The organism is Hydrocarboniphaga daqingensis, assembly GCF_900129825.1.
GTDB classification, from domain to species: Bacteria; Pseudomonadota; Gammaproteobacteria; order Nevskiales; family Nevskiaceae; genus Hydrocarboniphaga; species Hydrocarboniphaga daqingensis.
The window spans coordinates 227,370-252,992 of the sequence record NZ_FQWZ01000003.1 but is presented as its reverse complement, the minus strand read 5'-3'; the positions used below and the strand labels follow the sequence as shown (position 1 = coordinate 252,992).

The following is a 25,623-nucleotide window of genomic DNA, read 5'->3' as shown; positions in this document are numbered from 1 at the left end:
CCCCTCGATGCGAGAGATCGAAACGTGAAACCGAATTATCGAAGCGTGCTCGCGGCCGCCTGGCTGATCGCCGGCACCGCGACGGCCGCCGACGACGGCCGTGCACCGGCTGCTGCCGCCGGACTGACGATGCAAGACGCGGCACAGCAGGCCGTGCAGCATCAACCCTTGCTGGACGAACTCGACGCCCGCGCTCGTGCCGAGCGTGAGAGCGCGATCGCCGCACGGCAGCTGCCCGACCCGAGCCTGATGGCCGGCGTATCCAACCTGCCGGTCGACACCGCCGATGCGTACTCGCTGCGGCGCGACAGCGACACGCAGCTGCAGATCGGCCTGAACCAGGAGCTGACGCGCGGCCGCAAGCGCGCGCTGCGTGGCGACGTCGGCGATGCCCGCGCAGCGGGCTATGCGATCGAGCGCCGCGCGACCGAGCGCAGCGTGCGCCGCGATGCCGCGCTGGCTTGGCTGGCGCTGTGGCGCAACCTGCGCATCGTCGAGTTGGCGCAAGCGAACCACGTACAAGCGCAGACCCAGGCGGCCGCCGTGCAGATCGCGCTCGAATCCAATCGCGCGACCCAGGCCGAGCTCTTGGCGGCTCGGATCGAAGCGGGACGCATGCGCGACGCGGTCGCCGCTGCCGAGCAGAGCGTCGATCACGCGCGCTTCCTGTTGTCACGCTGGATCGGCGATTTGGCATTCGGGCCCATCAGCGAAGTCCTGCCCGCTGCTGTCGAGCCACCGTCGATGGAGCAAACCGTGTCGCGGGTTCAATCGCATCCGTTGCTGACGGAGCGGCGCAACCAGTTGGAGACCGCGCAGCGTCAGGCCGAACTGGCGCGAGCCAGCTATGCGCCGGACTGGCGCGTTCAGGTCGGCTATGCACACCGCCCCGACTTCTCCGAGATGGCCACGCTGCAGTTCGGCGTCGATCTGCCGGTGTTCACGCACCAGCGCCAGGACCGCACGCTGGCTGCGGCGCAAGCGCAAGCCGAAGCAGCCGAGCATGCGATCGATGACAGCCGGCGTCAGCTCGAAGCCGAGGCACGACTCAACCACCACGACTGGCTGCGACTGCAGCAACGCTTGCGTGACTACGACGAGACGCTACTGCCGCAAGCGCAGCAGCGGATCGACGCGGCGCTCGCGGCATGGAGCGCCGGCCAGTCCGCGTTGACGACCTTGCTCGACGCACGTCGTGCGGCCTTGGAGCTGCAGATGACCCGCGTCGATCTGCAGTACGACTTCAGCCAGCACGCGATCCAGTTGCAGTACCTGGGTGCCTACGACAGCGCCGGCGACGGCGTGGAGAATCCCTATGAATAAGCCCATCTTGATCATCGGCGCGCTCATGGTGGCCAGCGCTGGCGGCATCGGTGTGGTCCTGGCGCAGCGTGCATCGGACCCGGCGCATCAGCACGTACCGACACCCCGTCGGGACGCAGCCGGCACGCTGTACTACACCTGCGCGATGCACCCGCAGGTGCATCAGGACGCACCCGGCCAGTGCCCGATCTGCGGCATGAAGCTGATCGAGAAGCGCGAAGCAGCACAGGTCGACGCGGCGCGGCCCGACGCGGCAAGCCGTCCGGCCGGCGTATCGATCGATCCGCGCATGGTGCAAAACCTCGGCATGCGCAGCATCGTTGTCGGCAGCGCCGATGGCGCAGCGCAGGCCGGCAACACGGCGAGCATCGAGGCCACCGGCAGCGTGCAGATCGACGAGCGTCGCATCGTCGCCGTCGAATCGCGCGCCGCAGGTTGGGTCGAGCAATTGGCGGTGCGCGCAGTCGGTGACACGGTGACTGCCGGGCAAACGCTGGCGGCGATCTACTCGCCGGATCTGCTTGCCGCACGTCAGGAGCTGACGCTGGCGCAGCAGACCGGCGATGCCGCGCTGATCGACGCGGCACGCACGCGGCTGCGACTGCTCGGCGTCGATGCAGGCAACGGCAACACGACACCACGGATCGCATTGCGCTCGCCCCAGGCCGGCATCGTCACCGAGTTGCTGGCCCGCGAAGGCATGCAGATCAGCCCCGGCATGCCGCTGCTGAAGCTGGCGGATCTGTCGCGCGTGTGGATCATCGTCGACGTACCGGAATCGCGTGCCGCTGGCGTGGTCGTCGGCGCGACCGCGCAAGCACGGCTGCCAGGCGTGCCCGACACCGTGTTTGACGGGCAGATCGACTATGTCTATCCCGAACTGGACGCCGGTACGCGCACGCTGCGCGCCCGAATCAGCCTGGAAAATGTCGGCGGACGCCTGCGACCGGGCATGTATGCGCAAGTGCAGATCGGCGTGCGCCATGACGATCGACGCAGCAGCGCGATGCTACGAGTGCCGGCGACGGCCGTGATCCGCACCGGGACCCGCGACCTGGTCATCATCGATCAGGGCCAGGGCCACTATCAGCCGACCGAGGTGCAGATCGGCGCCGAGCAGCACGATCAGATCGAGATTCGGTCGGGCCTCGAGGCCGGCCAGCGCGTCGTCGTCAGCGGGCAGTTCCTGATCGACGCAGAGTCGAATCTGCAAGGCGCACTGGACCGGCTCGGCACCGCGCATGCTCATGGTGATGCGCCGTGATCGCGCAGCTGATTCGCGGCTCGCTGCAGCATCGTGCGCTGGTGCTGATCGTGGCGCTGATGCTCAGCGTCTGGGGCCTGTTTGCGCTGCGGCAGACGCCGCTGGACGCGATACCCGACCTGAGCGACGTGCAGGTGATCGTGCGGACGACCTACGCCGGACAGGCACCGCAAGTGGTCGAAGACCAGGTCACCTATCCGCTGACGACGACGCTGCTGTCGGTGCCGCATGCGCGAACGGTGCGCGGCTATTCATTGTTCGGCGAGTCGTTTGTCTACGTGCTGTTCGACGAGGGAACCGATTTGTACTGGGCGCGATCGCGCGTGCTGGAGTACTTGGCGCAAGTACAGGGCCGCTTGCCGGCGGGCGCCAAGGCTGCGCTCGGCCCGGACGCGACCGGGGTCGGCTGGATCTACGAGTACGCGCTGGTCGATCGCAGCGGCCAGACCGACATCAGCCAACTGCGCGCGCTGCAGGACTGGTTTCTGAAATACGAGCTCAAGACCGTCCCCAACGTCGCGGAAGTCGCGACGCTGGGCGGCTACAACCGCCAGTATCAGATCGTGCTCGATCCCGATCGACTGCGCGCGCTGAAGCTGCCGCTGGAGCGCATCATCGACGCGGTGCGCGCCGCCAACAGCGAAGCTGGCGGCGCCGTGATCGAACTGGCCGAAGCCGAGTACATGGTGCGTGCGCGCGGCTACCTGAAGACGCTGGATGACTTCCGTCAGATTCCAGTCGGCCTGGACGATGACGGCACGCCCGTGATGCTCGGCGATGTGGCCCGTGTGCAGGTCGGCGCCGAGACGCGGCGCGGCATTGCCGAGCTCGATGGTGAGGGCGAGGTCGTTGGCGGCATCATCGTGATGCGTTCGGGTGCCAATGCGCGCTCGACGATTGCCACCGTCAAAGCACGGCTGGATGCGCTCAAGCCGAGCTTGCCCGCGGGCGTCGACGTCGTCGAAACCTATGACCGCGCGACGCTGATCGATGCGGCCGCCGCGCATCTGAGCCGCAAGCTGATCGAGGAATTCATCGTTGTCGCCGTCGTCTGCCTGCTGTTCCTGTGGCATCTGCGCTCAGCGCTGGTCGCGATCATCACCTTGCCGGTGGGGCTGCTGTGCGCGTTTATCGTGATGCACCTGCAAGGCATCAACGCCAACATCATGTCGCTGGGCGGTATCGCGATCGCGGTCGGTGCGATGGTCGACGCCGCGATCGTGATGATCGAGAACGCACACAAGAAGCTCGAAGCCTGGCGCCATCAACACGGCGCGGAGCCACAGGGAACGGCGCGCCTGCAGCTGATCGGTGACGCGGCCGCCGAAGTCGGCCCGGCGCTGTTTTTCAGCCTGCTGATCATCACGCTGTCGTTCGTGCCGGTGTTCACGCTGCAAGCCCAAGAGGGTCGACTATTCGCGCCGCTGGCCTACACCAAGACCTACGCGATGGCCGCAGCGGCCGCGCTGTCGGTGACGCTGATTCCGGTGCTGATGAGCGCCTTCATCCGCGGCCGCATCCGCGACGAGCACGACAACCCGATCAACCGCGCACTGATCGCGGTGTACCGACCGGCCATCGACCGCGTGCTGCGCCATCCACATGCGACACTGGTCATCGCAGCGCTGCTGGTGTTGGCGGCGCTGTGGCCGGCGACGCGACTCGGTAGCGAATTCATGCCGCCGCTGGACGAAGGCGACGTGCTGTATATGCCCACGACGCTGCCGGGATTGTCGGCGGGCAAGGCTGCCGAAATCCTCCAACAGACCGACCGCATGCTCAAGACGTTTCCGGAAGTTGCGCGGGTGTTCGGCAAGAGCGGACGCGCCGAAACCGCAACCGATCCCGCGCCGCTGGAAATGATCGAGACGACGATCCAGTTCAAGCCGCGCTCCCAGTGGCGGCCCGGCATGACGCCACAAGCCTTGATCGCCGAAATGGACGCCGCGCTGAAGATTCCGGGCATGGGCAACGTCTGGGTGCAGCCGATCCGCAATCGCATCGACATGCTGGCCACCGGTATCAAGTCGCCGGTAGGCGTCAAGATCGCCGGGCCCGATCTCGCCGAGATCGAGCGCATCGCCAACCGCGTCGAAGCCGAGATCAAGGCGATCCCCGGCACCGCATCGGCATTCTCGGAACGCGTATCGGCAGGTCGCTACATCGAGGTGATTCCTGATCGGCTGGCCGCTGCGCGATACGGCTTGAGCATCGCCGACGTACAACGCATCGTCAGCGTTGCCATCGGCGGCGACAACGTCGGCGAGACGATCGAGGGCTTGCAGCGCTTCCCGATCAACATCCGCTATCCGCGCGAGCAGCGCGACTCGGTGCAGGAGTTGCGCGATCTGCCGGTGGTGACGATGCGCGGCGAAACGCTGACGCTGGGCAGCGTCGCCCAGGTGAAGATCACGGACGGTCCGTCGATGATCAAGTCGGAGAACGCACGACTCAGCGGCTGGGTCTATGTCGATATTCGCGACCGCGACTTGGGCGGCTACGTCGCCGAAGCGCAGCAGCGCATCGCCGAGCAAGTAGACTTGCCGCCGGGCTATTCGATCGCGTGGTCGGGGCAGTTCGAATATCTACAGCGCGCCAGCGAGCGGCTGCGCATCGTCGTGCCGGCGACGTTGGCGATCATCCTGCTGCTGCTGTACCTGAGCTTTGGTCGCGCCGCGCCGGCACTGCTGATCATGGCGACGCTGCCGTTCGCGCTGGTCGGCGGCTTTTGGCTGATCTACCTGCTCGGACACCATCTTTCAGTCGCATCGGGCGTCGGTTTCGTCGCACTGGCCGGCGTCGCCGCCGAGTTCGGGGTGATCATGCTGGTCTATCTCGACAGCGCGATTCGCGAGCGCGAGGCGCGCGGCACGCTGCTGACCACGGCCGATCTGCGCGACGCGATCATCGACGGCGCGGTACTGCGTGTGCGACCCAAAGCGATGACGGTGGTGGTGATCATTGCGGGTCTGGTGCCCTTGTTTGTCGGCGACGGCACTGGCAGCGAGATCATGCAGCGCATCGCCGCACCGATGATCGGTGGCATGGTGACGGCACCGCTGCTGTCGATGTTCGTGTTGCCGGCGGCGTACCTGCTGATCCGTCGTCGTGGGTTGCGCCGCCCCGATCAAGCGTCGTAGACGTGGGCGCCGCGCGCCGTTCAGGCCATTGCGGCCGCGACTTCACGTGCGACGCGTTCGCCGGCCTGCAGCGCGCCTTCGATGTAGCCACACCAGGCCTCCGCCGTTTCGGTGCCAGCCCAGTGAATGAGCCCGGACGGCGCGCGCAGCGCCGTGCCCAGGCTGCTGAGCGTGCCCGGCGTCGGCACGCCAACGTAGCAGCCGAGGCTGTAGCGCTCGGCGGTCCAGTCCTGGTCGACATAGTCGATCGGGTCTGCGGCTTGCGGCCCGTGACTGTGCACCAGCGACTCGATCACCGCACGCCGCCGCGCCGCAGCGTCGGCACTCCAGCGCAGCGCGCGGGCACCGTCGATGAAGCCGACCAGCACGCCGTGCGAGGCATCGGCCGGCGAAGCGTCGAACACCGGCGACAGCAGGCTGTCGCTGCCGACGAACTCGCCCGACAAGCCCGAAGCGCGCCAGAACGGGCTGCGGTACGCCACCAGGCACTTGATCACCGAGCCCATCGGCATCCGCTGACCCAGTGCATGGCGCTCGACGCTGATGCCGGGCATGTCGATCCTCGAGGCCAGCAGCGGCGACATCGCGACGATCACGCGCCTCTCCGACAGTAGGCGGCCGCCAGCCAAGCGCAGCGTCGCTTGGTTGGCGTGCTGTTCGATCGCCAGCACCGGTGTCTCGTACGACACGCCGTGATGTAACTGCGAGGCGAGGTGCCGCGACAATGCATGCATGCCGCCTTCGATCACATGCGCTTGTGCGCCGTCGTCGGCCGACACCAGATATTCGAAGCTGCGGTTCGACGACAGGTAGTGCAGGAAGCCCAGCATCGACAGCTTCGAAGCCTCCGTGCACAGCACCGCGCGCAGCGCGGCGTCGAACAGCCGGCGACCGCCCGCGGTGCGTATCCAGCGCGCCTGCCATTGCTGCACGGTGACGGCGTCCAGCGTCGCCGCATCGTGGGCCTGCCACGGCGAATCAGCCGGCACCAGCGACTGCAGACGGCGCAGCCGGGCCAGCGCCGCCGAAAACTCGAGCAGCCCCAGCGGTGACACCGGGGGAATCAAGCCGCGATAGCGCCGCACCACGCCCGCATCGGCGATCAGCTTGTCGCCGGTGGTGTACTGCGCGCGAATCGTCGCGCCAGCCTGATCGGCCAGCGCGCGCAAGCGCTGATGATCGACGCCGAGCCACTGACCGCCAACGTCGACCACACGGCCGTTGAGCATGGCGGCGCACGAGCGCCCACCGACTCGTTCCCGTGCCTCGACCACCTGCACGCGCAAGCCGCGTTGCTGCAGCTCGCAAGCCGCGCGCAAGCCGGAAAATCCGGCACCGACGATCACCACGTCGTAGCCGTCGGTCGTATCCCGACCGCAGAGCGGCACCATCGCGGCGGGACTTTGCTCAAGCGTCATTGGCTGCGCATTCGTGGACTGCGGCATGGAAGAATCCAATCGCGATCATCGTTCACCGCAGCGCCGGCGGCGCCACCCCGGCCGTGGCCAGTGCGGTCTTGCGCAGCACACTCGGCGGCTGGCCAAACCAACGCTGGCAGGCGCGACTCAGCACCGCTTGTTCGGCATAGCCGAGCAAGCTGGCCAAGCGCGTCAGCGGAATTCGGGTTTCGCAGAGATAGCGGTGCGCCAGTTCGCGCTGTACCTCGTCGCGCACACGCTCGAACTGCGTGCCCTCGGCGGCCAGATGGCGCTGCAGCGTGCGCGGGTGCATCGCCAGCAGCGCGGCGATCGCGACTTTGTCGTTCGGCCCGGTGCCGATCGTGCGCCGCAGCAGGCGCCGTACGCGCATGGCCATCGACTGTGTCGGGTCGGCGACCTGCTCACGCAGGTAATCCATGGCCAATTGCTGGAGCGCCGGATTGGTGTCGGCAAAGCGCAGTTGGTAGGTCCGCTCGGATATCAGCAAGGCCGCATGAGGCTGCGCGGCCAGCACCGGCGCGCCAAAGAAGCGGCTGTACGTGATCAGCGGCGCCAGCGGCTGGTGCGGCAATGCAACCGCCTGCAGTTCGTAGGCATCGCCCGCAAGCAGCTGCAGGATGCGATGCACGTCGCCGAGGCAGACATCGATCGCTTGGCGCAGCACGCGCGCACCGGGCACATCGAGTTCGAAGCGGACTTCTGCGCCATGGCGCAGTGCGCCGCGCTCGCGCTGCACGCTGACCGACATGCCGGTGCTGTGGACGAACAAGTAGCGCGAGATGATCTGCAGCGCCTCGGCCATCGTCTGCGCGTTTCGCATCGCGATCGCCAGATGGCCGAGCACACTGATGTCCTGCACCGCCGACAGCCGCAGACCGAAGTCGGCGCAAGCAGTGATCTCGGCACTGGCTTCCAGAAGCTGCACCACCGACCGCAGCGGCAGCGGCGCCTCACCGTCGTCGAGCGCCTGCGGCACGATCCGGTAGCGCTGCAACAGCGGCAGCGGATCGACGCCCAGCTGCTGCATCAGCGTCCTGTAGCCGTACAAACCGCCGGCGCGTACCGTGATCGTCATGTCTCATTAGATCAAATGTTTGTCTCCAAAGGTCAAGTTTGGAGGGCGCCCGCCACCGCAGAATCAGCCTGATGCTGTGCCGGCCATGACCGGCACCTGACCGTGCGATATCAGGAGCCCCGATGACCCAAGCGACTGCTTCCCCGTCCAGCCCCACCTCACCGATCGTCGACGTGCTGATCATCGGTGCCGGCCTGTCGGGCGTCGGCATGGCCTGCCACCTCAAGCGCGAATGCCCGGACAAAAGCCTGCTGATTCTGGAGCGCCGCAAGACCATCGGCGGCACTTGGGATCTGTTCCGCTACCCCGGCATCCGCTCCGATTCGGACATGTTCACGTTCGGCTTCAAGTTCCGTCCGTGGAACGAACTCAAGGTGCTGGCCGACGGCCCGTCGATCCGCCAGTACGTCAACGACACCGCGCGCGAGTACGGCATCGACCGGATGATTCGCTTCGGCCTGAAGACGACGCGGATGGAATGGAGCGACGCGCAGCGACTGTGGACCGTCACCGCGCTCGATGAGGCCAGCGGGCAGACCCAGCAGTACCGGGCCCGCTATCTGGTCGGCGCCACCGGCTACTACAACTACGACCGCGGCTACGAGCCTGCCTTCCCGGGCCGCGAGCGCTTCCAGGGCCAGGTGATCCATCCGCAGCATTGGCCCGAGTCGCTGGACTATCGCGGCAAGCGCATTGTGGTCATCGGCAGCGGCGCCACTGCGGTGACGCTGGTACCGGCCATGGCCGACCAGGCGGCCAGCGTGACGATGCTGCAGCGCTCGCCTAGCTATGTGTTCTCGGTGCCCGGCTACGACCAGCTGTCGGCGGTGCTGCTCAAGCTGCTGCCGCGGCAGTGGGTGTTCTCGCTGGCGCGCCAGCGCAACATCGTCGTGCAGCGCTGGATCTACCTGGCGTCCCAGCGTTGGCCGGCGCAAGTGCGGCGCTGGCTGCTGTCGGGCGTGCGCCGGCAGCTCGGGCCCAATGCCGACATGAGCCACTTCACGCCGCGCTACAACCCGTGGGAAGAGCGGCTGTGCGCGGTACCGGACGCCGACTTGTTCAAGGCGATCCGCAGCGGTAAGGCGCGGGTCGTCACCGACCAGATCGAGACGTTCACCGAGACCGGCATCCAGCTCAAGTCGGGCGCCGTGCTCGACGCCGACATCATCGTCACCGCCACCGGGCTGCAAGTGCAGATGCTCGGCGGCGCTGAGTTGGTCGTCGGCGGCAAGCCGCAGCCGCTGAACCAGCTGATGACCTACAAGAGCGTGCTGGTGCAGGACGTTCCGAACATGGCGGTGATCTTCGGCTACACGAACGCCCCGTGGACGCTGAAGGCCGACCTGGCGTCGGAATACATCTGTCGCCTGCTCAAGCACATGGATTCCCGCGGCCTGGCTGTGGCCACACCGCGGCCGCACGGCGAGCAGCCGGTTGAGGAGACCATCTTCGGCGCCCTGGGCTCCGGCTACGTCAAGCGCGCCCAGGCCGTGCTGCCCAAGCAGGGCCACGACGTGCCCTGGCGCGTGCTGCATCACTTCGAGCGGGACACGGTGATGCTGCGCGACGAGCCGATCGAAGACGGCCTGCTGGAGTTCGAACCGGCGCGGACCGGAAGCGCGACGGCGGCCCGGATGGCGGCCTGAACCGGCCCAGCCGCCGACACGATCCGGTCGGCATCTGAGGTTAAGTTCATGATTTGTACGTCGGAACCTACAGGCGCTGGCGATTTTGCGGCAGGCGGCGACCATGCAGGGCTGGTCATAATCAGCGAAGCTCTGCCCGCCGACCCTGCTGATGATGAACGACGAGTTGTACACCACTGACCTGCCACAGCATCGCGAGCGGTTGCGTAACGCGGTCCGGGCACTGGCCGGCAACTCGGTGCTTCGCCTGCCGCCGCCGCGCGCGCCGATTCCGGCCCTGCCGCAAACCGCTCTGTCGATGGTACTCAGCCCGGCGCTGAGCCGCGCCGTCGGCACCGGCCAGCTCAGTGGCGACGACGGGCTGCGGCTGTTCGTCAGCCTGCTCGACGCCGAGGTCGACCCGCTGACGGCGCTACGTCGCTGGATGATGGGCCTGCGCTTTCTGGCTCGAAACCTCGCATCGCTGCTCAACACCGGCCACGCCTGGTTCCGTGGCGACCATGTCGATGTGCACGAGCGCTACTGGATCTTTTTCGCGATCTGCGACTTCGACGCGTTCAACCGGGTGCCGGGCTTCGAGGACTGCCTCAGCTTCCTCGACCTCGACGACAGCCCGGACTGCAACGGCGACGACGGCGTCGATCCGGTCGACGCGATCTGGCCCCAGGGCTACGTGCTGCTGCACTAGCCCGGCGCCCGCACTTCAGGTGCGGCGCGACGGCGGCGTCGGGTACTGCGCGGCGTAGGCACGCATCAGCGGCGTACTGCTGATGCCGTGCAGCAGGGTCGACGCGGCAATCGCCGTCAGCGTCAGCGTCGCGATCGGCAGCGCATCGGTCGGCGACAAGCCGTGCGTGATCGCGTAGGCCAGGTAGTAGATCGAGCCGATGCCGCGTATTCCGAACCACGACACCAGCGCGGTCCGCAGCGGGCGGTAGCCGGCGATCGCGCAGATCGGAGCGACCGCCAACGGCCGGATCGCCAGCAACAGCACGGCAGCGAAGGCCATCGCACGTGCGTCGGGCGACATCGTCGCCAGCAAGGCGCCCACCAGCAGCACCAGCGCCAGTTCCCCGATGCGATCCATGTGATCGTTGAAGCGCAGCACGCCTTCGGCCAGCACGGCCGGCGCCCGCCGCGGATCGGTGGCGTGATTGCGGGCCGGCGACGCCGACGGCGAGATCGTCGTCCTTGGCGCTGCTTGGGTCTGCCGACGCTCGACCGCGCGCACGGCCCAGCCCGCGGCGAACACGGCGACGAAGCCATAGGCGTGGATCAGATGGGCGGCGCCGTAAGCGGTCGCAATCAATCCCAGGGCCAGAAAGTCATCGAAACCCAGCGCCTCTTGATAGCGCCGCCGCAGATACAGCACCAGATGCGCAACGCTGCTGCCGACGACGACGCCGATCGCGGCGCCGGCCGGCACCATCCACACGATGTCCACGGCCAGCCAGCGCAGCCCCTGGTCGCCCAGCGCGTGCTGGCCGAGCAGGCCGAGTCCGAGCATCAGCAGCGGGAACGCCGTGCCGTCGTTCATGCCGGCCTCGCCGGTCAGCGTCGTGCGCACCGGGTCGGTATCGCGGGTGTGCGTCACTTGCAGGTCGGATGCGAGCACCGGATCGGTCGGCGCCAGCACGGCGCCCAACACGACGGCCGCGCCGAGCGGAAGGCCCAGCCAATAGACTCCGAGCACGGCGATCATCGCGACGGTCAGCGTCATCGACACCGTCGCCAAGGCCAGCGGCAGGCGCCAGCGCGGCGCGTTGAACGGCAGCCGCAGCTTGAGGCCGACACTGAACAGCGACACCGTGACCGCGATTTCGCTGGCGATTTCGAGCCAGCGGGCATCGGCGATCACGTCGAGCGAAATCCAGCCGAGCCGGCCCATCGCGACGCCGATGACCAGATAGATCACCGCCGTCGTCAGCGGCCAGCGCGCCACGCGCACGCCGATTAGGGCGATCAGCAGCAACAACAACCCAATGATCAGATACCAGCTGGCAGCGTCCATCGGCCGCAGCCTAGCCAGCCAACGCCCGCCCCGGCCTGAACCGCCGGCAGCTCGCGTCGCCAGCGATGTGACGGGGCGAGCGCCGACCCGTCGCCAGCACACACGCCCGGTCGATCCGGGATCGTGTCCCGCCCGTGACGGTCAGTGGCGGCGGCGGGTCAGACCAAGCGCCAGGCGATCGTCTCGCCGGCGCGGAACGGCACCAGCTCGTGTCCGGCAGCCGGCTGCGAGGCCGGCACCGTCCACGGCTGCTTTTCGAGCGTGATCGTGCTGGTGTTGCGCGGCAGTCGGTAGAAGTCCGGGCCATGGAAGCTGGCGAACGCTTCGAGCCGGTCGAGCGCGCCGGCTTGCTCGAACGCCTCGGCATACAGCTCGATGGCCGCGTGCGCGGTGTAGATGCCCGCACAGCCGCAGGCCGCTTCCTTGGTGTGGCGCGCATGCGGCGCGCTGTCGGTGCCGAGGAAGAACTTGGTGCTGCCGCCGGTGGCGGCCGCCACCAGCGCCTGGCGGTGCACTTCGCGCTTGAGCACCGGCAGACAGTAGTGATGCGGACGCACGCCGCCGACGAACAGCGCGTTGCGATTCAGCAGCAGATGGTGGGCGGTGATCGTCGCGCCGACGCGAGCCGGCGCCGCCTCGACGAACTGCGCGGCATCGCGTGTCGTGATGTGCTCAAAGACGACGCGCAGGCCGGGGAAGCGCTCGACGATGCCGATCAGGAAGCGGTCGATGAAGGCTTTCTCGCGGTCGAAGATATCGACGCTCGGGTCGGTGACCTCGCCGTGCACCAGCAGCGGCAGGTCATGGCGTTCCATCGCCGCCAGCACCGCGTCGCAGCGGGCGATGTCCTGCACGCCGGCATGCGAATTGGTCGTCGCACCGGCCGGGTACCACTTCACGGCATGGACGATGCCGCTGGCCTTCGCCTCGGCGATGTCGTCGGGCGTGGTGCCTTCGGTCAGGTACAGCACGATCAGCGGCTCGAAGTCGGCACCGGCCAGCGTCGCGGCGCGGATGCGCTCGTAGTAGCCGCGCGCCTGGGCGGCGTTGACCACCGGCGGCACCAGATTGGGCATGGCGATGGCGCGAGCGAAGCGGCGAGCCGTATCCGGCAGCACGCTCTTGAGCATCTCGCCGTCGCGCAGATGCAGGTGCCAGTCGTCGGGTCGGGTCAGGGTCAGGCGCATGGGTCGTGATCGGGCAGCGGCCGCAAAAGGGCGGCTATCTTCTCATTCCCTGCCCGGCCGCCGCAGCAAGCGCGACGGCGGCCGGTACGATCAAGCGCGCGCCATCACCGGATCGAGGTGCTCGCCACCCGGGAACGCGAGGCGCAGGTTCTTCAGCCAGGTGCTGCCGAACTGCCGCGTCAGCGACGCCGAGTTGTACGGCAGACCGTAGCGCGCCGCCAGCGCGCGCACGCGCGGCGAGACTTCGGGATAGCGGTTGCTGCACATGTCGGGGAACAAGTGATGCTCGATCTGGTGCGACAGATTGCCCGACAGCACGTGGAACAGCTTGCCGCCTTCGATGTTGCATGAGCCGAGCAGCTGCCGCAGATACCAGCGTGCGCGCGTCTCACCTTCGACCTGCTGCTGCGTGAAGTTGTATGCCCCGCCCGGAAAGTGCCCGCAGAAGATGATCGTGAACGTCCAGATGTTGCGCATCACGTTGGCGATCGCATTGGCGCCGGCCACCAGACCGAACACGGCCCATGGCGACCACGGCAAGTAGAACGACAGCGGGATCGCCACCAGCGCCGCGGCGCCCGGCCATGCGATGTAGTCCTTGACGATCTGCCGCCAAGCCTTGCGAGCGACGTGCTTGAGCACCGGCTTGACCTCGGCAAACGTCTTGCGGCCGTGCAGGTGGTCGTCGAGCGCTTGCTCGTGCAGCGCCACGCCTTCTTCGAACAACAGCATCAGCAGCACGAACGTGATCGGCTGGAACAGATAGGCCGGATGCCACTTCTGCATCGGCGTGACGCGCATGATCCCGTAGCCGACATCAAGGTCCTTGCCCAGCACGTTGGTCCACGTGTGGTGGACGACGTTGTGCGAGTGCATCCAGCGGTCCGACGGACCCATCGTGTCCCACTCCCAGGTGTTGGACTGGATGTTCGGGTCCTTCATCCAATCCCACTGCGCGTGCATCACGTTGTGGCCGATCTCCATGTTCTCGAGAATCTTGGCGATGCCGAGCATCGCCGTGCCCAGGCCGATGATGCTCAGGCTCGTCGCCCACATCGCCAGCGGATGACCCCAGGCCGGCAGGAAGAACAGCCCGGCGTAGATCACGAAGCGGCCGGTCACCGCCAGCAGGCGCTGCGTGCGGATCACTTTGAGTATGTAGCGGCGGTCGCGCTCGCCACGGCTGTCGAACACTTCGTCGCGGATCGCGTCCAGCTCGCGGCCGAACTCTTCGATCTGCGCATCGGTCAGGTCGACCGGCATCGCGCTGCGGATGGTGCTTGTCATCGTCAGTCCCTCAAAGGTCGAGTTCGCAGTCGCCGGCCGCCGCACAGACGCAGGTCTGCACGATGGCGCCGACGTCGTTGAGCAGCTTGCCGGTGCGCAGATCGCGCACGCAGCCGCCGAGCAAGCGGGTATTGCAGGTGTGGCAGATGCCCATGCGGCAGCCGTGCGGCGGGTTCATGCCGGCGTCTTCGGCCACGCGCAGCAGCGGCGTCAGATGGTCGGCACTGGCCTGCACGCCGCTCTTGCCGAAGCGGACCAGGCCACCGACCGCGTCCGGCGGGATCGGCGCCTGCGTCGCGCGGAAGCGCTCGATGTGCAAGCGACGCGACAGCCCCGCGCCCTGCCAGTGTTGTTCCAGCGCGTCGAGCAGCGACTGCGGGCCGCAGGCATAGACCTCGCGCTCGCGCCAGTCGGGGCACAGCGCGTCGAGCTGCGCCGCCGAAAAATGCCGCTCCGCTGCGCTGCCGGCGCTGATCGCCTGCGTCAGCTGCAGACTCAGCTTGTAGCGTGGATGCTGGGCCGCCATCGCGCGCAACTCGTTGCCGAAGATCACGTCGAATTCGTGCGGCGCGTAATGGATGTGCGCCGTATCCGGCAAGCGCTGCTGCGCGATCAGCGCGCGCAGCATGCTCATCGCCGGCGTGATGCCGCTGCCTGCAGTGATGAACAGCGGCTTCACCGGCTGCGCATCAGGCAAGTAGAAGTCGCCTTGCGGCAAGCCCAGCGGCAGGTAGTCGCCAACCTTGATCTGCCGCACCAGGTGATGCGACATGCGACCACCGGCGATCGCCTTGACGGTGATCGTGATGCAGCGGTCGTCGCGCTCCGGCGCCGACGAGATCGTGTACGTGCGCGTGTAGTGCATGCCGCCGATCGGCACGCCGAGACGCGCGTGCTGCCCGGCGCGATGGCCGCGCCAGTTGACGCCGGGTCGCAGCGTCAGCGTGCGGGCGTCCTTGGTTTCATCCCAGACCTTCTCGACCCGCGCCTGCAGCGAATGGCTGGCCCACAGCGGGTTGACCAACTCCACGTAATGCGAGGTGCGTAGCGGCCACGCAAAGTAATCGGTAACCGCGGTAACACGTGACCACAACGACGGTGCGCGCGGCTGCGCACTGGCATCAGTCTGCATCGTCTCTCTCCTTCCGACGAAACTGGTTTTAGTAGTCGTCGGACTCTGACACGTTCCAAGCCCGTTGGCGCGTGTCAGAGTCGAGATTCCCGCAAAAAACGATGACTCGACCGATCGTTCAGCACACCTCCGATCAACGGCTGAGCTGGGTGTACAGCGCCACCTGCAGAATGTGATTGACCGTGTCGCCGTTACGACGCTGCGTCCACTGGTTCAAGTAGCCGATTTCGACGTCGGTGGTCGGGTTCAGGCGCCAGCCCAGTGCGACGTAGGCGCGGTTCTGGTCGAGCGTGCGGGCGTTGAGTTCGTCGCGCGCCGACAGGTTGAGAAACACCTCGTTTTGCAGCGCAACAAACGCTCCGTGGCGAAATGGCATGGCGCCGTCGAGCGGCAATACAGCGCGGCCGAACCAACGCAGGCGATCCGAATAGAGATCGTCGGCGCCGTTGCGGCCGATGAAGCGCTGCTCGAGCCGCAGACGTTGGCTCACCGATCCGAACGACAACGCACGACTGAACACGTACTGCTGCCAGGTGCGATGCTCGGTCGCCGTTGGCGCGCCTTCGGGGTAGGTGCCGATGTAGGCATAGCCCGCACTGAAGGTGTGGCCCGGTGCCGCGAACCATGACAAGCCGGGCCGCACCAGCAGATTGCGTACACCGGTCCATTCGTCGCGGCTGCGCACTTGCACGTCGGAGATCAGTCCGAAGTCTGGCGTCAGCGCCGTGTTGTTGAACCAGGCCAGCCAGCCCGACTGTTCGTCGTCGCTGGCGATCGCGCGGGGCGCTGCCAGCATCGAGGCTGCGACCAGCAGGGCAGCGGCCCCGCGCAGCAGCGCGCGGGGGCTTGGAGCAGCGGTTGCAGCGAGCGTCGACATCAGCGTCCTCGTCGTCAATATAGGCAGGGATCGGTGCAAGGCTCAGCCGCCGAACGGAACGGACGACTGGTGCACGGCGATCTTCAGATTGTTGTTGCGGTCCTTGACGTAGGCGAACGTGTATTCAACCTTGACGTCGGCGCTACCGTCGGGCGGCGTGAAGTAGTAGTTGCCCATCGCGACGGCCATCTTGCAATTGTTGTTGATGATGCCGGCGTTTTCCCAGCGGATCTTGGTCCAGCCCTTCAGCGCGAAGCCCTTGTCTTCGGGGTAGCTTTCGTTGCCGCCGACGAAGTACGAAAGCGCCGCGTCGAACGAGTTGCGGAACTGCTTCTGCGCCGCCAGCGTCGGCTTGAACAGCACCGAGCCCAGATCGTAGCCGTAGAACGTCTGGATGTGGTCCTTGGCGGCGGTCACGTAATCCCCGCTGTCCTTGTGGATCTTGCCGATACGGACGATGCCGTTGCCCCAGGCGGTCTGTGCATTGACGACCTCGGCTTCGGTGATGCACTCGTCCGAGTACAGAAGCGCGTTGTTCTGGGCCGAGCTGCGCAACTCGGGCGCAGCGGATCCAGCTGCCGCGCCACGCACACTGGCGTCGGCACCGGCGCCGCAAGCCGCCAGCAACACGCTGGCAGCCGACATCAACAAGGGAGCCGCAATACGGATCGGACGGGCAAACATGGCGATGAATCTCCTGATACGGGTCTGCACTTCATGGGATGGAACGCCGGCATCGGCGTGACATCATTGTCAGCAGGACCCGCCGGTTTTTAATATGCTGACCAGCAGATCATCTGATAGGCCGATCGGCAGACCATGACCACGACACTCGACAGCCCGATGACAGCGCGCGAACTGCGCTCGTCCGCACGCAAAACCGAAAGCCATGCGAGCCGCGTGGCGTTGCTGCTGCGTGCGGCCGAGTGTCTGTCGCTGGAGCGAACCCCGCGAGAGGCCATCGTCGCCGCACTGGCACCGCTGACCCGTCACCTGGGCATCGACAGCGCGCTGGTGATGACCCAAGCGGGCGGCGCGCTGACCGTGTTCGCCGGCGTCGGTCCGGTATTGCCGGTTGGCGCCAGCCTGCCCAACGGCGGGGTACTCGGCGAGGTCACGCGGCCACCGATGCAGCCCGCGCTTCGCGAACATGTGGTCAGCCGGATGCGAGTCGGCAGCCATGCCGCGCTGGCCTACGAGTACCTGCTGCCGCTGCGCTTGGCAGGCCGCTGCCACGGCATCGTCGCCCTGCTCGGTGAGCGCGGCGCGCGGTTGCCGGACGCCGACGACCAAGCCGTGTGCGTCGCGATGGCCACGATGCTGACCGGCGCCGTGGCGACCACTAACGCACCGCGAACGCGCGCAACCAACACACAGGCGATGGCGACGATCACGCGCTTGACCGCGCGCGAGCAGCAAGTACTCAGCCTGCTGCCCACCGGCGCCAGCAACGCCGATATCGCCACACGGCTTGGCATTGCACCGGGCACCGCCAAAATTCACGTCGAGCGCATCCTGCACAAGCTCGGCGTGCGCGACCGGACGGCTGCCGCGATCGTCGCCGCCAACTGCGGCTTGCAGCCATGACGCGGCCGACGCGCTGGCGCGATGCGCCACTGTGGCTCAAGGGCCTTGCGCTGGGCTCACTGCCGGCCGTGATCCTGCTGGTGGTCACGCTGATCGGTCAGCAGCTGTATCAGCGTGTAGAACGAGCCGATGCGGAACTCAGCCGTGCGGTGTCGATCCAGAACGACATCCAGGCGATTCACATCCTGCTGGCCGAAAGCTCGATGGCCGTGCGCGGCTATGCGCTGACCGGCCGACGTGACTTCCTGGCGCCCTATGAGCGGTCACGTTCGGCAATCGGCGTGGTGCTGGTCGATATGCGCAAGCGCATCCGCGACCCCGGCGTGCTGGCACTGCACGACACGATCACCGGCTTGTTTGAGCAAAAAGTCGAGAGCCTCGATCAACTACGCGATGCCGTGGCACAGGGCGTCACCGGCGATGCGCTGCTGCCACGCTTGATCGAGTCCAAGATCGTGCTCGACGATCTGCGCGCCAGGCTCGGCGAGATGCACGCGCGCGAAGCGCGGATCGTCACCGACTTTTCGCGGGCGGCCCGTGCAGCCACCGAAGCCAGCTACCGGTTCAGCCTCGTCGCCAGCGTGCTGATTCTCGGTGGATCAGCAACAGCCGTGATGCTGCTGCTCGGCAGTATGCTGCGGCGCATCCAGGCGCTTGCGGTCAATGCCGAACGCTTGGTCCACGACGAACCGCTGCAACCCATCGACGGCGGTCGCGACGAACTCGGCGTGCTCGCCGACCGGCTGCAGAACGCCAGCTTGCTGCTCGCTGCGCGCGCCGCACAGGCGCGTACCGCCAACGACGCCAAGAGCCGCTTCCTGTCGCGAACCAGCCACGAATTCCGCACGCCGCTGAACGCAATCATCGGCCAGTCGCAATTGCTGGCGCGGTACCGCGACGATGCCGCGATCCAGCGCGCCACCGAGCAGATCGATACAGCGGCGCGCCATCTGCTGCAGTTGATCGACGACACGCTGGATCTGTCGACCGCCGAAGTCGGCGAGTTGCGGATCGCCGACGAGCCGGTTGACGTGCAGGCGCTGGTCGATGAGCTACGCGCGTTGATCGCACCGCTCGCCGACCGCCACGGCGTGCGGTTGATTTTGGAGCCAGCGGACGCGCCGCTGACGCTGCGCGCCGATCGTCGACGACTGCGCCAAGTGCTGTTGAACCTGCTGTCGAACGCGATCAAGTTCAATCACGGCGGCGGCGAGGCGAGGATCGGCTGGCGCGTGGTCGGCGATGCCGGCGTCATCGACATCGCCGACAACGGCCCGGGCATTGCGGCTGACGATCTAGGGCGGCTGTTCACGCCGTTGGAACGGCTCGACGCCGAGCAACGCGGCATCGAAGGCACCGGTCTGGGTCTGGCGCTGTCGCGTCAGTTGGTGACGGCCATGGGCGGCACAATCCGCGCCACCAGCCAGCCCGGCGTCGGCTCCGTGTTTTCGGTCGAGCTGCCGCGTGATGGGCAAATGACGGCCACGGTGTCGACGGGTACCGCAGCCCATGTTGAGGTCCAGGCCACCGCCGCTGCGTCGATCCTGATGATTGGCGCTTCTGCCGATGATCGCGCCTTGTTCGGTGCCCTGGTTGCGCGACGTCCGCAATGGCAGTTGCGCTACGTCGATGCACCGGTCAGTGTGATTGCGGCCGCTGAACTGATCCGCGCAACGCTGCCACAGCGGATCGTTGTCTGTACGCCGCTACGCGACGCGTTGATCGGGGCCTTGGCTGAGGCGCCGACACCGCATACCAACGTCGTCGACGGGCGCAGCGCACCCGCGATCGCCATCATCCACGATGCCGCGATTGTTGGACATGATGGCGACCTCGATGGCGATATCAATGGCGACATCGATCGTACTCGTCGAATCACGGTGCTGACCCGTCCGCTGCAAGTGCGGCGATTCTTCGACTGGCTCGACTCACCCGGATCCGACCGATGAACAAGATCGACGACATCAGCAGTGCGCGCATCCTGATCGTGGACGATCAGGACACCAATCTGCGTCTGCTCGAAGACTTACTGGAGCGCGAAGGCTTCAGCAACATCATCAGCACATCCGATCCGGAGCGCGCATTGGAGCTGTATCGCGCGTTCGATCCCGATCTGCTGCTGCTCGATTTGATGATGCCGGTGGTATCGGGCTACACGATTCTCGAACAGCTCGAAAAGCAGCGCGACCCCGACGACTACCGCCCCGTGCTGGTACTCACCGCCGACGCCACGCTGCAAGCCAAGCGCCGCGCGCTGGCCCTGGGCGCAAAAGACTTTTTGACCAAGCCGTTTGATGGACTTGAGGCGATGCTGCGGGTGTGGAATCTGCTGGAAACGCGGTTCTTGTACCGGAAGCTGCAGGCACTCGAACGAAAGAACGCGCCCAATGGGAGTGGTGACTGAGCGCAGACCGTGTGGCGGTCAGCCACCACCGACGCAACGGCCGATGATGCCCAGGCGCGACGAGACGGTGGCAGCTACAGCGCGAGCGCGTCACGGACGATAAGGCTCCTCGACGATCCGTTGCGAGATCCACCAGATGTTGCCGTGCGCGTCTTTGACGCCGCCTTGTCGATCGCCGTAGGGCATGTCGGCCACCGGCATTTCAAGGATCGCGCCGTGATCGAGTGCGCGTTGCATGGCGGCGTCGGCATCGGCCACGTACAGATAGAACGCGGCCGACATTGCGGGATAACGCGCCGTGGCTTGGCTGACCATGACTGTCGAGTTTCCGATCTGGACTTGAACGTTCTGAATCACGCCATTGGGACGCATCGTCCGGCAGGTTTCTGCGCCGCCGAGTCCGTCGATCAGAAAGCGGACGAACGCCTCCGCCCGGTCGACGAAGAAGTACGGCGTGATGGTGTTGAATCCCGGAGGTAGGTACATAAGGCCTCGGTTGGCGGAACTGCGGGCTGCGATTTGATCTCGTCGGCCACAGGTACTGCAGCGGATCAGCTGTCGCGACCTGCCAGGCCAGCGCGCGCGTAGATCAGGCCTGCAAACAGCAACTCGATAACGCCGCCGGCAAGGGCACTGAACAGCGGCGGTGCGCGAGTCAGTGCGAGCCCGATACCGGCCACGCACAGCGTCCCGCCCAAGACCCAGTAGATCGACAGCCCATAGAGCGTTTGGAACGTCAGATATCGACCGCCGATCACCAGCAGCATCGCCGGAAAGAACCATTCGATCCGCAGCGTCGACAAACCGAACGCAACGGCAATACCCATGAGCATCCAGACCGTGCTTTCCATCGCGAGCCGAGCCAAGGGATTCCCCGGCTGATGCGCACCGCGGCGACCGAGCACTTTGGTCAACAGCACGCTCACGGGATGAATGAAAGCGCCCGCAACCAGCAGCGTCCATACCGCCGCATCAGGCGAACGGAACAACGCGACGGATGCCGCTGCCAGCCATGCGACGGCCGATACGGCGGTTCCGGGCGCACCACTGATGTACCCCGCGCGCATGTCCATCTGCGCATCGGCAATCTGCAGGTCTTTCATAGAGGGTTCCGGCATCGGCCGCGCCGTGCGTGCCGCGTTGAAGGTACGAGCCGATATCGAACCGGCCGCCATCGCGTGTCGGCGCAGATCCGCTCACACGCCACGACGAATCACGCTGACCTGCTTGTGCCGGATCAGCAGATACAACGCGAACCCGACCGCCACGCCCGGCACGATACCGAGCAGCAGACACAGCCACCCGTACTGAACGGCATAGGCTTTGGCGTCGCGGATCACCCAGACCGCCAGAACGAACCAGCACACCAGAACGTCCGTCGAGTAGCCGCTGGAATACGGATTGACGAATCCGGCTGCAAACGCACCCCAGATATCGGGATTTTCAATCAGCGGCGGGACCACGACCGAAGCGAAAAAGACCGTAAAAGCGACGATCGCACCAATCAATAGCGTCCTGTAGACGGATTCCGACATCGTTGACACTCCCTGTTGCACGGATGGTGCGCGCCGTCATGCGCGGCCTTGAATCGGAGCATTGCGACGCAACGCACCGCAGACCCCGAAGGACCCGACTTCACGTCGATATCCACGTTGCGGGGGTCTGTTTGACGCCTTGCTTCACCATAGCGCCAGCGCATCGGAGGCGGCAACCGGCATCGAGATGGCGACGTCGCCAACGCCCGATATCACGGGCGTCTCGTGAACGAGGCGTGCTACGTCGGCGCCACCGACGCTAGACCTGCGACGACGACGTGCCGTGCTGCGCGGTCGCTCCGTCCGTGGAGTAGCCAAGAATGGTCTCATCGGCCATGCGCCCACACTGATACGTCGCGTACAGATATCGCACGATGGCAAACGGGCTCGCGGACACGAAGCCCGTATTCGGATCGATCAGCCCCAGCACGGCAGCCGCACCAAACCGCTCGGCCAGCTCGGCACGTTTGCGGCTGCCGCGCGCGCAGCTTCGCCACTGATACGGCAACTCCAAGCACGTGAGCGCATCGAACACGACGATAGCGCCGGCACTGCCTTGCGTACCGTAAAACGTCAGCGGCTTCGGCGGCAGCCGGCTGGGCACACGGAGCACGCCGAAGTACAGCGATAACCGCAGTGATCGCAACATCAATGTCGAGATCGACAGCGACGATAAGCGACGCACGCGGGCCCCGCCGCCGTAGGTCTGCATCAGGTAGGCGATGATGGCCGACGAATCCGACAGGCTCACGCCGGTATTCGGATCCTCGATGTACGGAAACATCAGCTGGCCGCTCTTCTCCTTGACCACCGGCCGATAACGACTGTCGCCAAGCTGCGCATAGGCGCGGATCGTCACACGCGGTGTGGGATAGATCTGTACGTCTAGGTCCAGATCGGTGATCACTGCGCGTACGCGCTGGCAGAACGGGCATCCGTTGTACTCGTACAACACCAGCGGTTGGGCGGCCGGGATCGCGGTCGGCTGCACCCACGCGCCACGCTGGCGCGTCCAGTAGGTCAGCAGATAGCTGCTCAGCCAATGCCAGACGAAGTAGATGGCGCCGGAAGGCCGATGGAACACGTAGCGCCACGACAGTATCGCGAGCGCAATGGATTCCGGAACCAAGGCGGCGATCGCCGTCAGCTTCAGATGCCAGGTGTCGCCCGCATCGAACAAACCCGCTGCACCCGCGAGATGAGCCGACACGATGTCGGTGGCGTCGATCGCGATGCACGCGATCAACAGGCCTCTGATCGTCTGCGGCCTTGCGAGCACCACGAGCAAGGCCAGCACGACATCACGGATCGCCCACACGCGGACGATGTAGGGCATCTGAGGATTGGATGCGATCGACGCACCCAGTGAGTCCATCAGCTGATCCGGATAAAGATAGCCGTATGCAGCCAAACCGCCGCGGACGGCGCACATGGCGGCAATCAGTGCGGCCATATACCCAAGCTGTCCCCGCATGATGCCTCCCGTTGCGGTGCCGACGACCGCGTTGCGCCCTGGTGCCAGCCTGCCACCGCGAACCAGCGGGGCGAGGTCATACGGTAACGGATGTTGCGAGCGATCCGGCACCAGCTCGGCGTGCTGCTACCTAGCCGCGCCCTTGCGCAAGGTTCGACTGAGGATGAACTTAGTGGTGGCGATCTGGCTGGGGCAGTAACCATTGACCTTGGGAAGGGCGTCGTCGACGTCGGCCACGCGCGATCCGTAGAAGATATGCAGCGATGGCGCCGGCAGTGGCGACGACGGCGGATAGTTCTGCGCCGGGACGAAAGCGAGCTCTACGAACGGCGCCAGCGCGAGGAAGCCGACGCGTGCCGGGTACAGGGCGCGGCCTGATTTTCCCGTTTTTTTGTACGGCGAGGATCTCAATTCAGATGTCCCACGCGCATCGGCTTCGTTCGAACGCCGATGCTCCACCCCGAGCAAGGGCTGCGGTGAAACGGCCGGTCAGCGATCTGTCCCGGATTCGCCGACGGCAGTGTCGGCAGCAAACGCCGCGGCCAGGTGATCCATGAACACGACGGCACGTCGCGGCAGCAGCCGCTTGGCCGGATACAGCGCGCTGATCGGCAGCGGCGGGATCGCCCAATCCGCGAGTATCCGTTGCACTTGGCCGCTGGCCAGTGCGTCAGCGAACAGCCAGTCGGGCATCAAGCCGATGCCGATGCCGTCAATCACGGCACTGCGAACGCCCTCCGGCGAGTCCACCTTGAAATTGCCGCGAACCTCGACCGGTGCCTGCACGAACGGCCAGACGTTGCCGGTGGCCAGCAGCGTGTACTGAATGCAGTTATGCATCGGCAGCGCCTGCGGTGATTGGGGAACGCCGCGAGCCGCCAGGTATTCGGGGCTGGCAACGCAGATGCGCCGGGCCGTACCCAGCGGACGCGCCTTCAATGTCGAGTCGCGCAGCTCACCGACGCGGATGGCGACATCGATACCGTCCTGCACCAAGTCGACTTTGCGATCGGAGATCTGCAGGTCGAGCTCGACATCGGGATAGCGCGCCAGAAAGGGCTTGACCAAGGGCAGCAGCTTGAAGCGGGCCAGCGCCACCGGGCACGCCACGCGCAGCGGCCCGCGCGGCCGGTCCTCACCTCGCGCATTGCTTTCGGCATCGGCGATCGCGTCCAGCGCGCGACGCACTTCGACGTAATAGCGTTCCCCTTCCGGTGTCGGGGTCAGCTTGCGGGTCGAGCGGTGCAGCAGGCGCGTGCCCAGGTGGCTCTCGAGCGCGGCGATATGACGGCTGACATTCGGCTGACCGATCGCCAGCTCCCGCGCCACGGCGCTGAAGCTGCCGGTTTCAACGGCCCGCGCGTAACAGTGCATCCAGAGCAGACGATCCATTGGGCCCTATTCATGCATCCAGTGCATGAGCGCTGTGATTTCGGCTGATCTTATCGATCTGCAGTCATGGGTGGATAGTGCACACATGGCCGGCACATTCCGCTGCCGCGACACCCACCAGGAGACTCCCATGCTCAGCTATCCGATCCCGACCAATGAAGCGGCGCCCGAAGGCAGCCGCGCCACGCTCGCCGCTGTCGAGAAAGCCTGGGGGTTCGCACCCAATCTGATGCGCACCTTCGCCAACAGCCCGGCGGTACTCGAAGGGGCATGGGCGCTGCTGACCGCGTTTAGCAAGACGCGCTTCACGCCGGCCGAGCAGCAACTGATTTCGCTGGCGATCAGCGTCGAGAACGAGTGCGGTTACTGCGCTGCCGCCCACAGCCTGATGGGCAAAGGCGCCGGCCTGACCGCCGCCGAACTCGATGCCGCCCGGGCCGGCCAGCCGCTGCTATCACCGCGTCATGAAGCACTGCGCCGCTTCGCGACCGTGGTCACCGCGACGCGCGGCAATCCCGGCGCCTCGGACATCGACGCCTTCCTGGCAGCGGGCTACGACGCGACGGCGATCCTCGAAGTGATGCTCGGTGTGGCCACCAAGACACTGATGAACTACACCGACCACGTCGCGCATGTGCCGCTGGACACGGCATTCAAAGCCACGGCCTGGACAGCGGAACTCAAGACAGGGCGCTGAAGCAGCGTGCCCAATGGCCAGCCGGCTGCGACAGCATGGGCCGGCTGGCGATTGGGCGTCGATCGCAAGGGGCCGGCGCAGGCTGAAGAACCATGGTGCGTCGCGGGCTCGAAACACGTGGCGCCGATGCGAGACCCAACCGAGGGCAACCCG

The 25,623-nt window shown here is 66.2% G+C and carries 23 protein-coding genes; 9 read left to right on the top strand and 14 right to left on the bottom strand.

Annotation, left to right across the window (positions count from 1 at the left end):
* Nucleotides 1-24: 24 nt before the first annotated feature.
* Genes BUB09_RS07100 through BUB09_RS07090 form a run of 3 tightly spaced genes read left to right on the top strand, consistent with a single transcriptional unit; the run spans nucleotide 25 to nucleotide 5,727 of the window.
* Nucleotides 25-1,323: a TolC family protein gene (locus BUB09_RS07100; protein WP_139250159.1), complete on the top strand. Its 1,299-nt coding sequence runs from the start codon at nucleotides 25-27 to the stop codon at nucleotides 1,321-1,323.
* A complete protein-coding gene (locus BUB09_RS07095; protein WP_072896100.1) occupies nucleotides 1,316-2,587 on the top strand; it encodes an efflux RND transporter periplasmic adaptor subunit in 1,272 nt (423 codons plus the stop codon). Before BUB09_RS07100 ends, BUB09_RS07095 begins: the two co-directional genes overlap by 8 nt.
* The gene (locus BUB09_RS07090) at nucleotides 2,584-5,727 is read left to right on the top strand and encodes an efflux RND transporter permease subunit (protein ID WP_072896097.1); all 3,144 of its coding nucleotides are present in this window, start codon (nucleotides 2,584-2,586) and stop codon (nucleotides 5,725-5,727) included. Before BUB09_RS07095 ends, BUB09_RS07090 begins: the two co-directional genes overlap by 4 nt.
* Nucleotides 5,728-5,747: 20 nt before the next feature.
* On the opposite strand, the gene BUB09_RS07085 is transcribed toward BUB09_RS07090, so the two are convergent.
* Together BUB09_RS07085 and BUB09_RS07080 are read right to left on the bottom strand one after the other, a co-directional pair.
* Complete coding sequence (locus BUB09_RS07085) at nucleotides 5,748-7,172, bottom strand: flavin monoamine oxidase family protein (RefSeq protein ID WP_217650255.1); 1,425 nt, start codon at nucleotides 7,170-7,172, stop codon at nucleotides 5,748-5,750.
* Between the two features lie 25 nt (nucleotides 7,173-7,197).
* Nucleotides 7,198-8,241 carry an AraC family transcriptional regulator gene (locus BUB09_RS07080; protein WP_072896095.1) on the bottom strand — a complete coding sequence of 348 codons (1,044 nt, stop codon included), beginning with the start codon at nucleotides 8,239-8,241 and terminating at the stop codon, nucleotides 7,198-7,200.
* Nucleotides 8,242-8,363: 122 nt separating this feature from the next.
* Here BUB09_RS07080 and BUB09_RS07075 point away from each other — a divergent pair, with 122 nt between their 5' ends.
* Nucleotides 8,364-9,887: a flavin-containing monooxygenase gene (locus BUB09_RS07075; protein WP_072896092.1), complete on the top strand. Its 1,524-nt coding sequence runs from the start codon at nucleotides 8,364-8,366 to the stop codon at nucleotides 9,885-9,887.
* Nucleotides 9,888-10,041: 154 nt separating this feature from the next.
* Nucleotides 10,042-10,575 (top strand): hypothetical protein, encoded by a 534-nt coding sequence (locus BUB09_RS07070; protein WP_072896089.1) that lies wholly within the window; start codon nucleotides 10,042-10,044, stop codon nucleotides 10,573-10,575.
* A gap of 15 nt (nucleotides 10,576-10,590) precedes the next feature.
* Here BUB09_RS07070 and BUB09_RS07065 read toward each other — a convergent pair whose 3' ends face one another.
* From BUB09_RS07065 to BUB09_RS07040, 6 genes are all read right to left on the bottom strand, one after another.
* Nucleotides 10,591-11,898 (bottom strand): cation:proton antiporter, encoded by a 1,308-nt coding sequence (locus BUB09_RS07065; protein WP_072896086.1) that lies wholly within the window; start codon nucleotides 11,896-11,898, stop codon nucleotides 10,591-10,593.
* A 158-nt stretch (nucleotides 11,899-12,056) separates the two neighbouring features.
* A complete protein-coding gene (gene pyrC, locus BUB09_RS07060; RefSeq protein WP_072896083.1) occupies nucleotides 12,057-13,085 on the bottom strand; it encodes a dihydroorotase in 1,029 nt (342 codons plus the stop codon).
* A gap of 90 nt (nucleotides 13,086-13,175) precedes the next feature.
* Entirely contained in the window at nucleotides 13,176-14,372 is a 1,197-nt protein-coding gene (locus tag BUB09_RS07055) for a fatty acid desaturase family protein (RefSeq protein WP_072896080.1), read from the bottom strand.
* 10 nt (nucleotides 14,373-14,382) lie between these two features.
* A complete protein-coding gene (locus BUB09_RS07050; RefSeq protein WP_072896077.1) occupies nucleotides 14,383-15,504 on the bottom strand; it encodes a ferredoxin reductase in 1,122 nt (373 codons plus the stop codon).
* Between the two features lie 133 nt (nucleotides 15,505-15,637).
* Nucleotides 15,638-16,381, bottom strand: coding sequence for a DUF2490 domain-containing protein (locus BUB09_RS07045; protein WP_084083230.1), 744 nt, complete (start codon nucleotides 16,379-16,381; stop codon nucleotides 15,638-15,640).
* A gap of 42 nt (nucleotides 16,382-16,423) precedes the next feature.
* On the bottom strand, nucleotides 16,424-17,065 hold the full coding sequence (locus tag BUB09_RS07040; protein ID WP_072896074.1) for a metal-independent carbonic anhydrase family protein: 642 nt from the start codon (nucleotides 17,063-17,065) through the stop codon (nucleotides 16,424-16,426).
* 135 nt (nucleotides 17,066-17,200) lie between these two features.
* On the opposite strand from BUB09_RS07040, the gene BUB09_RS07035 reads away from it, so the two are divergent.
* The 3 genes from BUB09_RS07035 to BUB09_RS07025 are packed head-to-tail and all read left to right on the top strand — an operon-like array spanning nucleotide 17,201 to nucleotide 20,372.
* On the top strand, nucleotides 17,201-17,968 hold the full coding sequence (locus BUB09_RS07035; RefSeq protein ID WP_072896071.1) for a helix-turn-helix transcriptional regulator: 768 nt from the start codon (nucleotides 17,201-17,203) through the stop codon (nucleotides 17,966-17,968).
* The gene (locus tag BUB09_RS07030; protein WP_072896068.1) at nucleotides 17,965-19,917 is read left to right on the top strand and encodes a sensor histidine kinase; all 1,953 of its coding nucleotides are present in this window, start codon (nucleotides 17,965-17,967) and stop codon (nucleotides 19,915-19,917) included. The genes BUB09_RS07035 and BUB09_RS07030 overlap by 4 nt, the downstream gene beginning before the upstream one ends.
* A complete protein-coding gene (locus BUB09_RS07025; protein WP_072896065.1) occupies nucleotides 19,914-20,372 on the top strand; it encodes a response regulator in 459 nt (152 codons plus the stop codon). The genes BUB09_RS07030 and BUB09_RS07025 overlap by 4 nt, the downstream gene beginning before the upstream one ends.
* Nucleotides 20,373-20,462: 90 nt before the next feature.
* On the opposite strand, the gene BUB09_RS07020 is transcribed toward BUB09_RS07025, so the two are convergent.
* The 6 genes from BUB09_RS07020 to BUB09_RS06995 all read right to left on the bottom strand — a co-directional run bounded on the left by BUB09_RS07020 (nucleotide 20,463) and on the right by BUB09_RS06995 (nucleotide 24,773).
* On the bottom strand, nucleotides 20,463-20,858 hold the full coding sequence (locus BUB09_RS07020) for a VOC family protein (protein WP_072896063.1): 396 nt from the start codon (nucleotides 20,856-20,858) through the stop codon (nucleotides 20,463-20,465).
* 65 nt (nucleotides 20,859-20,923) lie between these two features.
* Complete coding sequence (locus BUB09_RS07015; RefSeq protein ID WP_217650254.1) at nucleotides 20,924-21,490, bottom strand: DUF7010 family protein; 567 nt, start codon at nucleotides 21,488-21,490, stop codon at nucleotides 20,924-20,926.
* 78 nt (nucleotides 21,491-21,568) lie between these two features.
* A complete protein-coding gene (locus tag BUB09_RS07010) occupies nucleotides 21,569-21,907 on the bottom strand; it encodes a DUF2834 domain-containing protein (protein ID WP_072896060.1) in 339 nt (112 codons plus the stop codon).
* A gap of 259 nt (nucleotides 21,908-22,166) precedes the next feature.
* Complete coding sequence (locus BUB09_RS17170) at nucleotides 22,167-23,339, bottom strand: glutathione S-transferase N-terminal domain-containing protein (RefSeq protein WP_175550125.1); 1,173 nt, start codon at nucleotides 23,337-23,339, stop codon at nucleotides 22,167-22,169.
* Between the two features lie 168 nt (nucleotides 23,340-23,507).
* On the bottom strand, nucleotides 23,508-23,792 hold the full coding sequence (locus BUB09_RS07000) for a hypothetical protein (RefSeq protein WP_072896055.1): 285 nt from the start codon (nucleotides 23,790-23,792) through the stop codon (nucleotides 23,508-23,510).
* A gap of 78 nt (nucleotides 23,793-23,870) precedes the next feature.
* Nucleotides 23,871-24,773, bottom strand: a complete 903-nt coding sequence (locus BUB09_RS06995; RefSeq protein ID WP_072896052.1) for a LysR family transcriptional regulator — start codon at nucleotides 24,771-24,773, stop codon at nucleotides 23,871-23,873.
* 130 nt (nucleotides 24,774-24,903) lie between these two features.
* On the opposite strand from BUB09_RS06995, the gene BUB09_RS06990 reads away from it, so the two are divergent.
* On the top strand, nucleotides 24,904-25,470 hold the full coding sequence (locus BUB09_RS06990; RefSeq protein ID WP_072896652.1) for a carboxymuconolactone decarboxylase family protein: 567 nt from the start codon (nucleotides 24,904-24,906) through the stop codon (nucleotides 25,468-25,470).
* The last annotated feature ends 153 nt before the right edge of the window (nucleotides 25,471-25,623 follow it).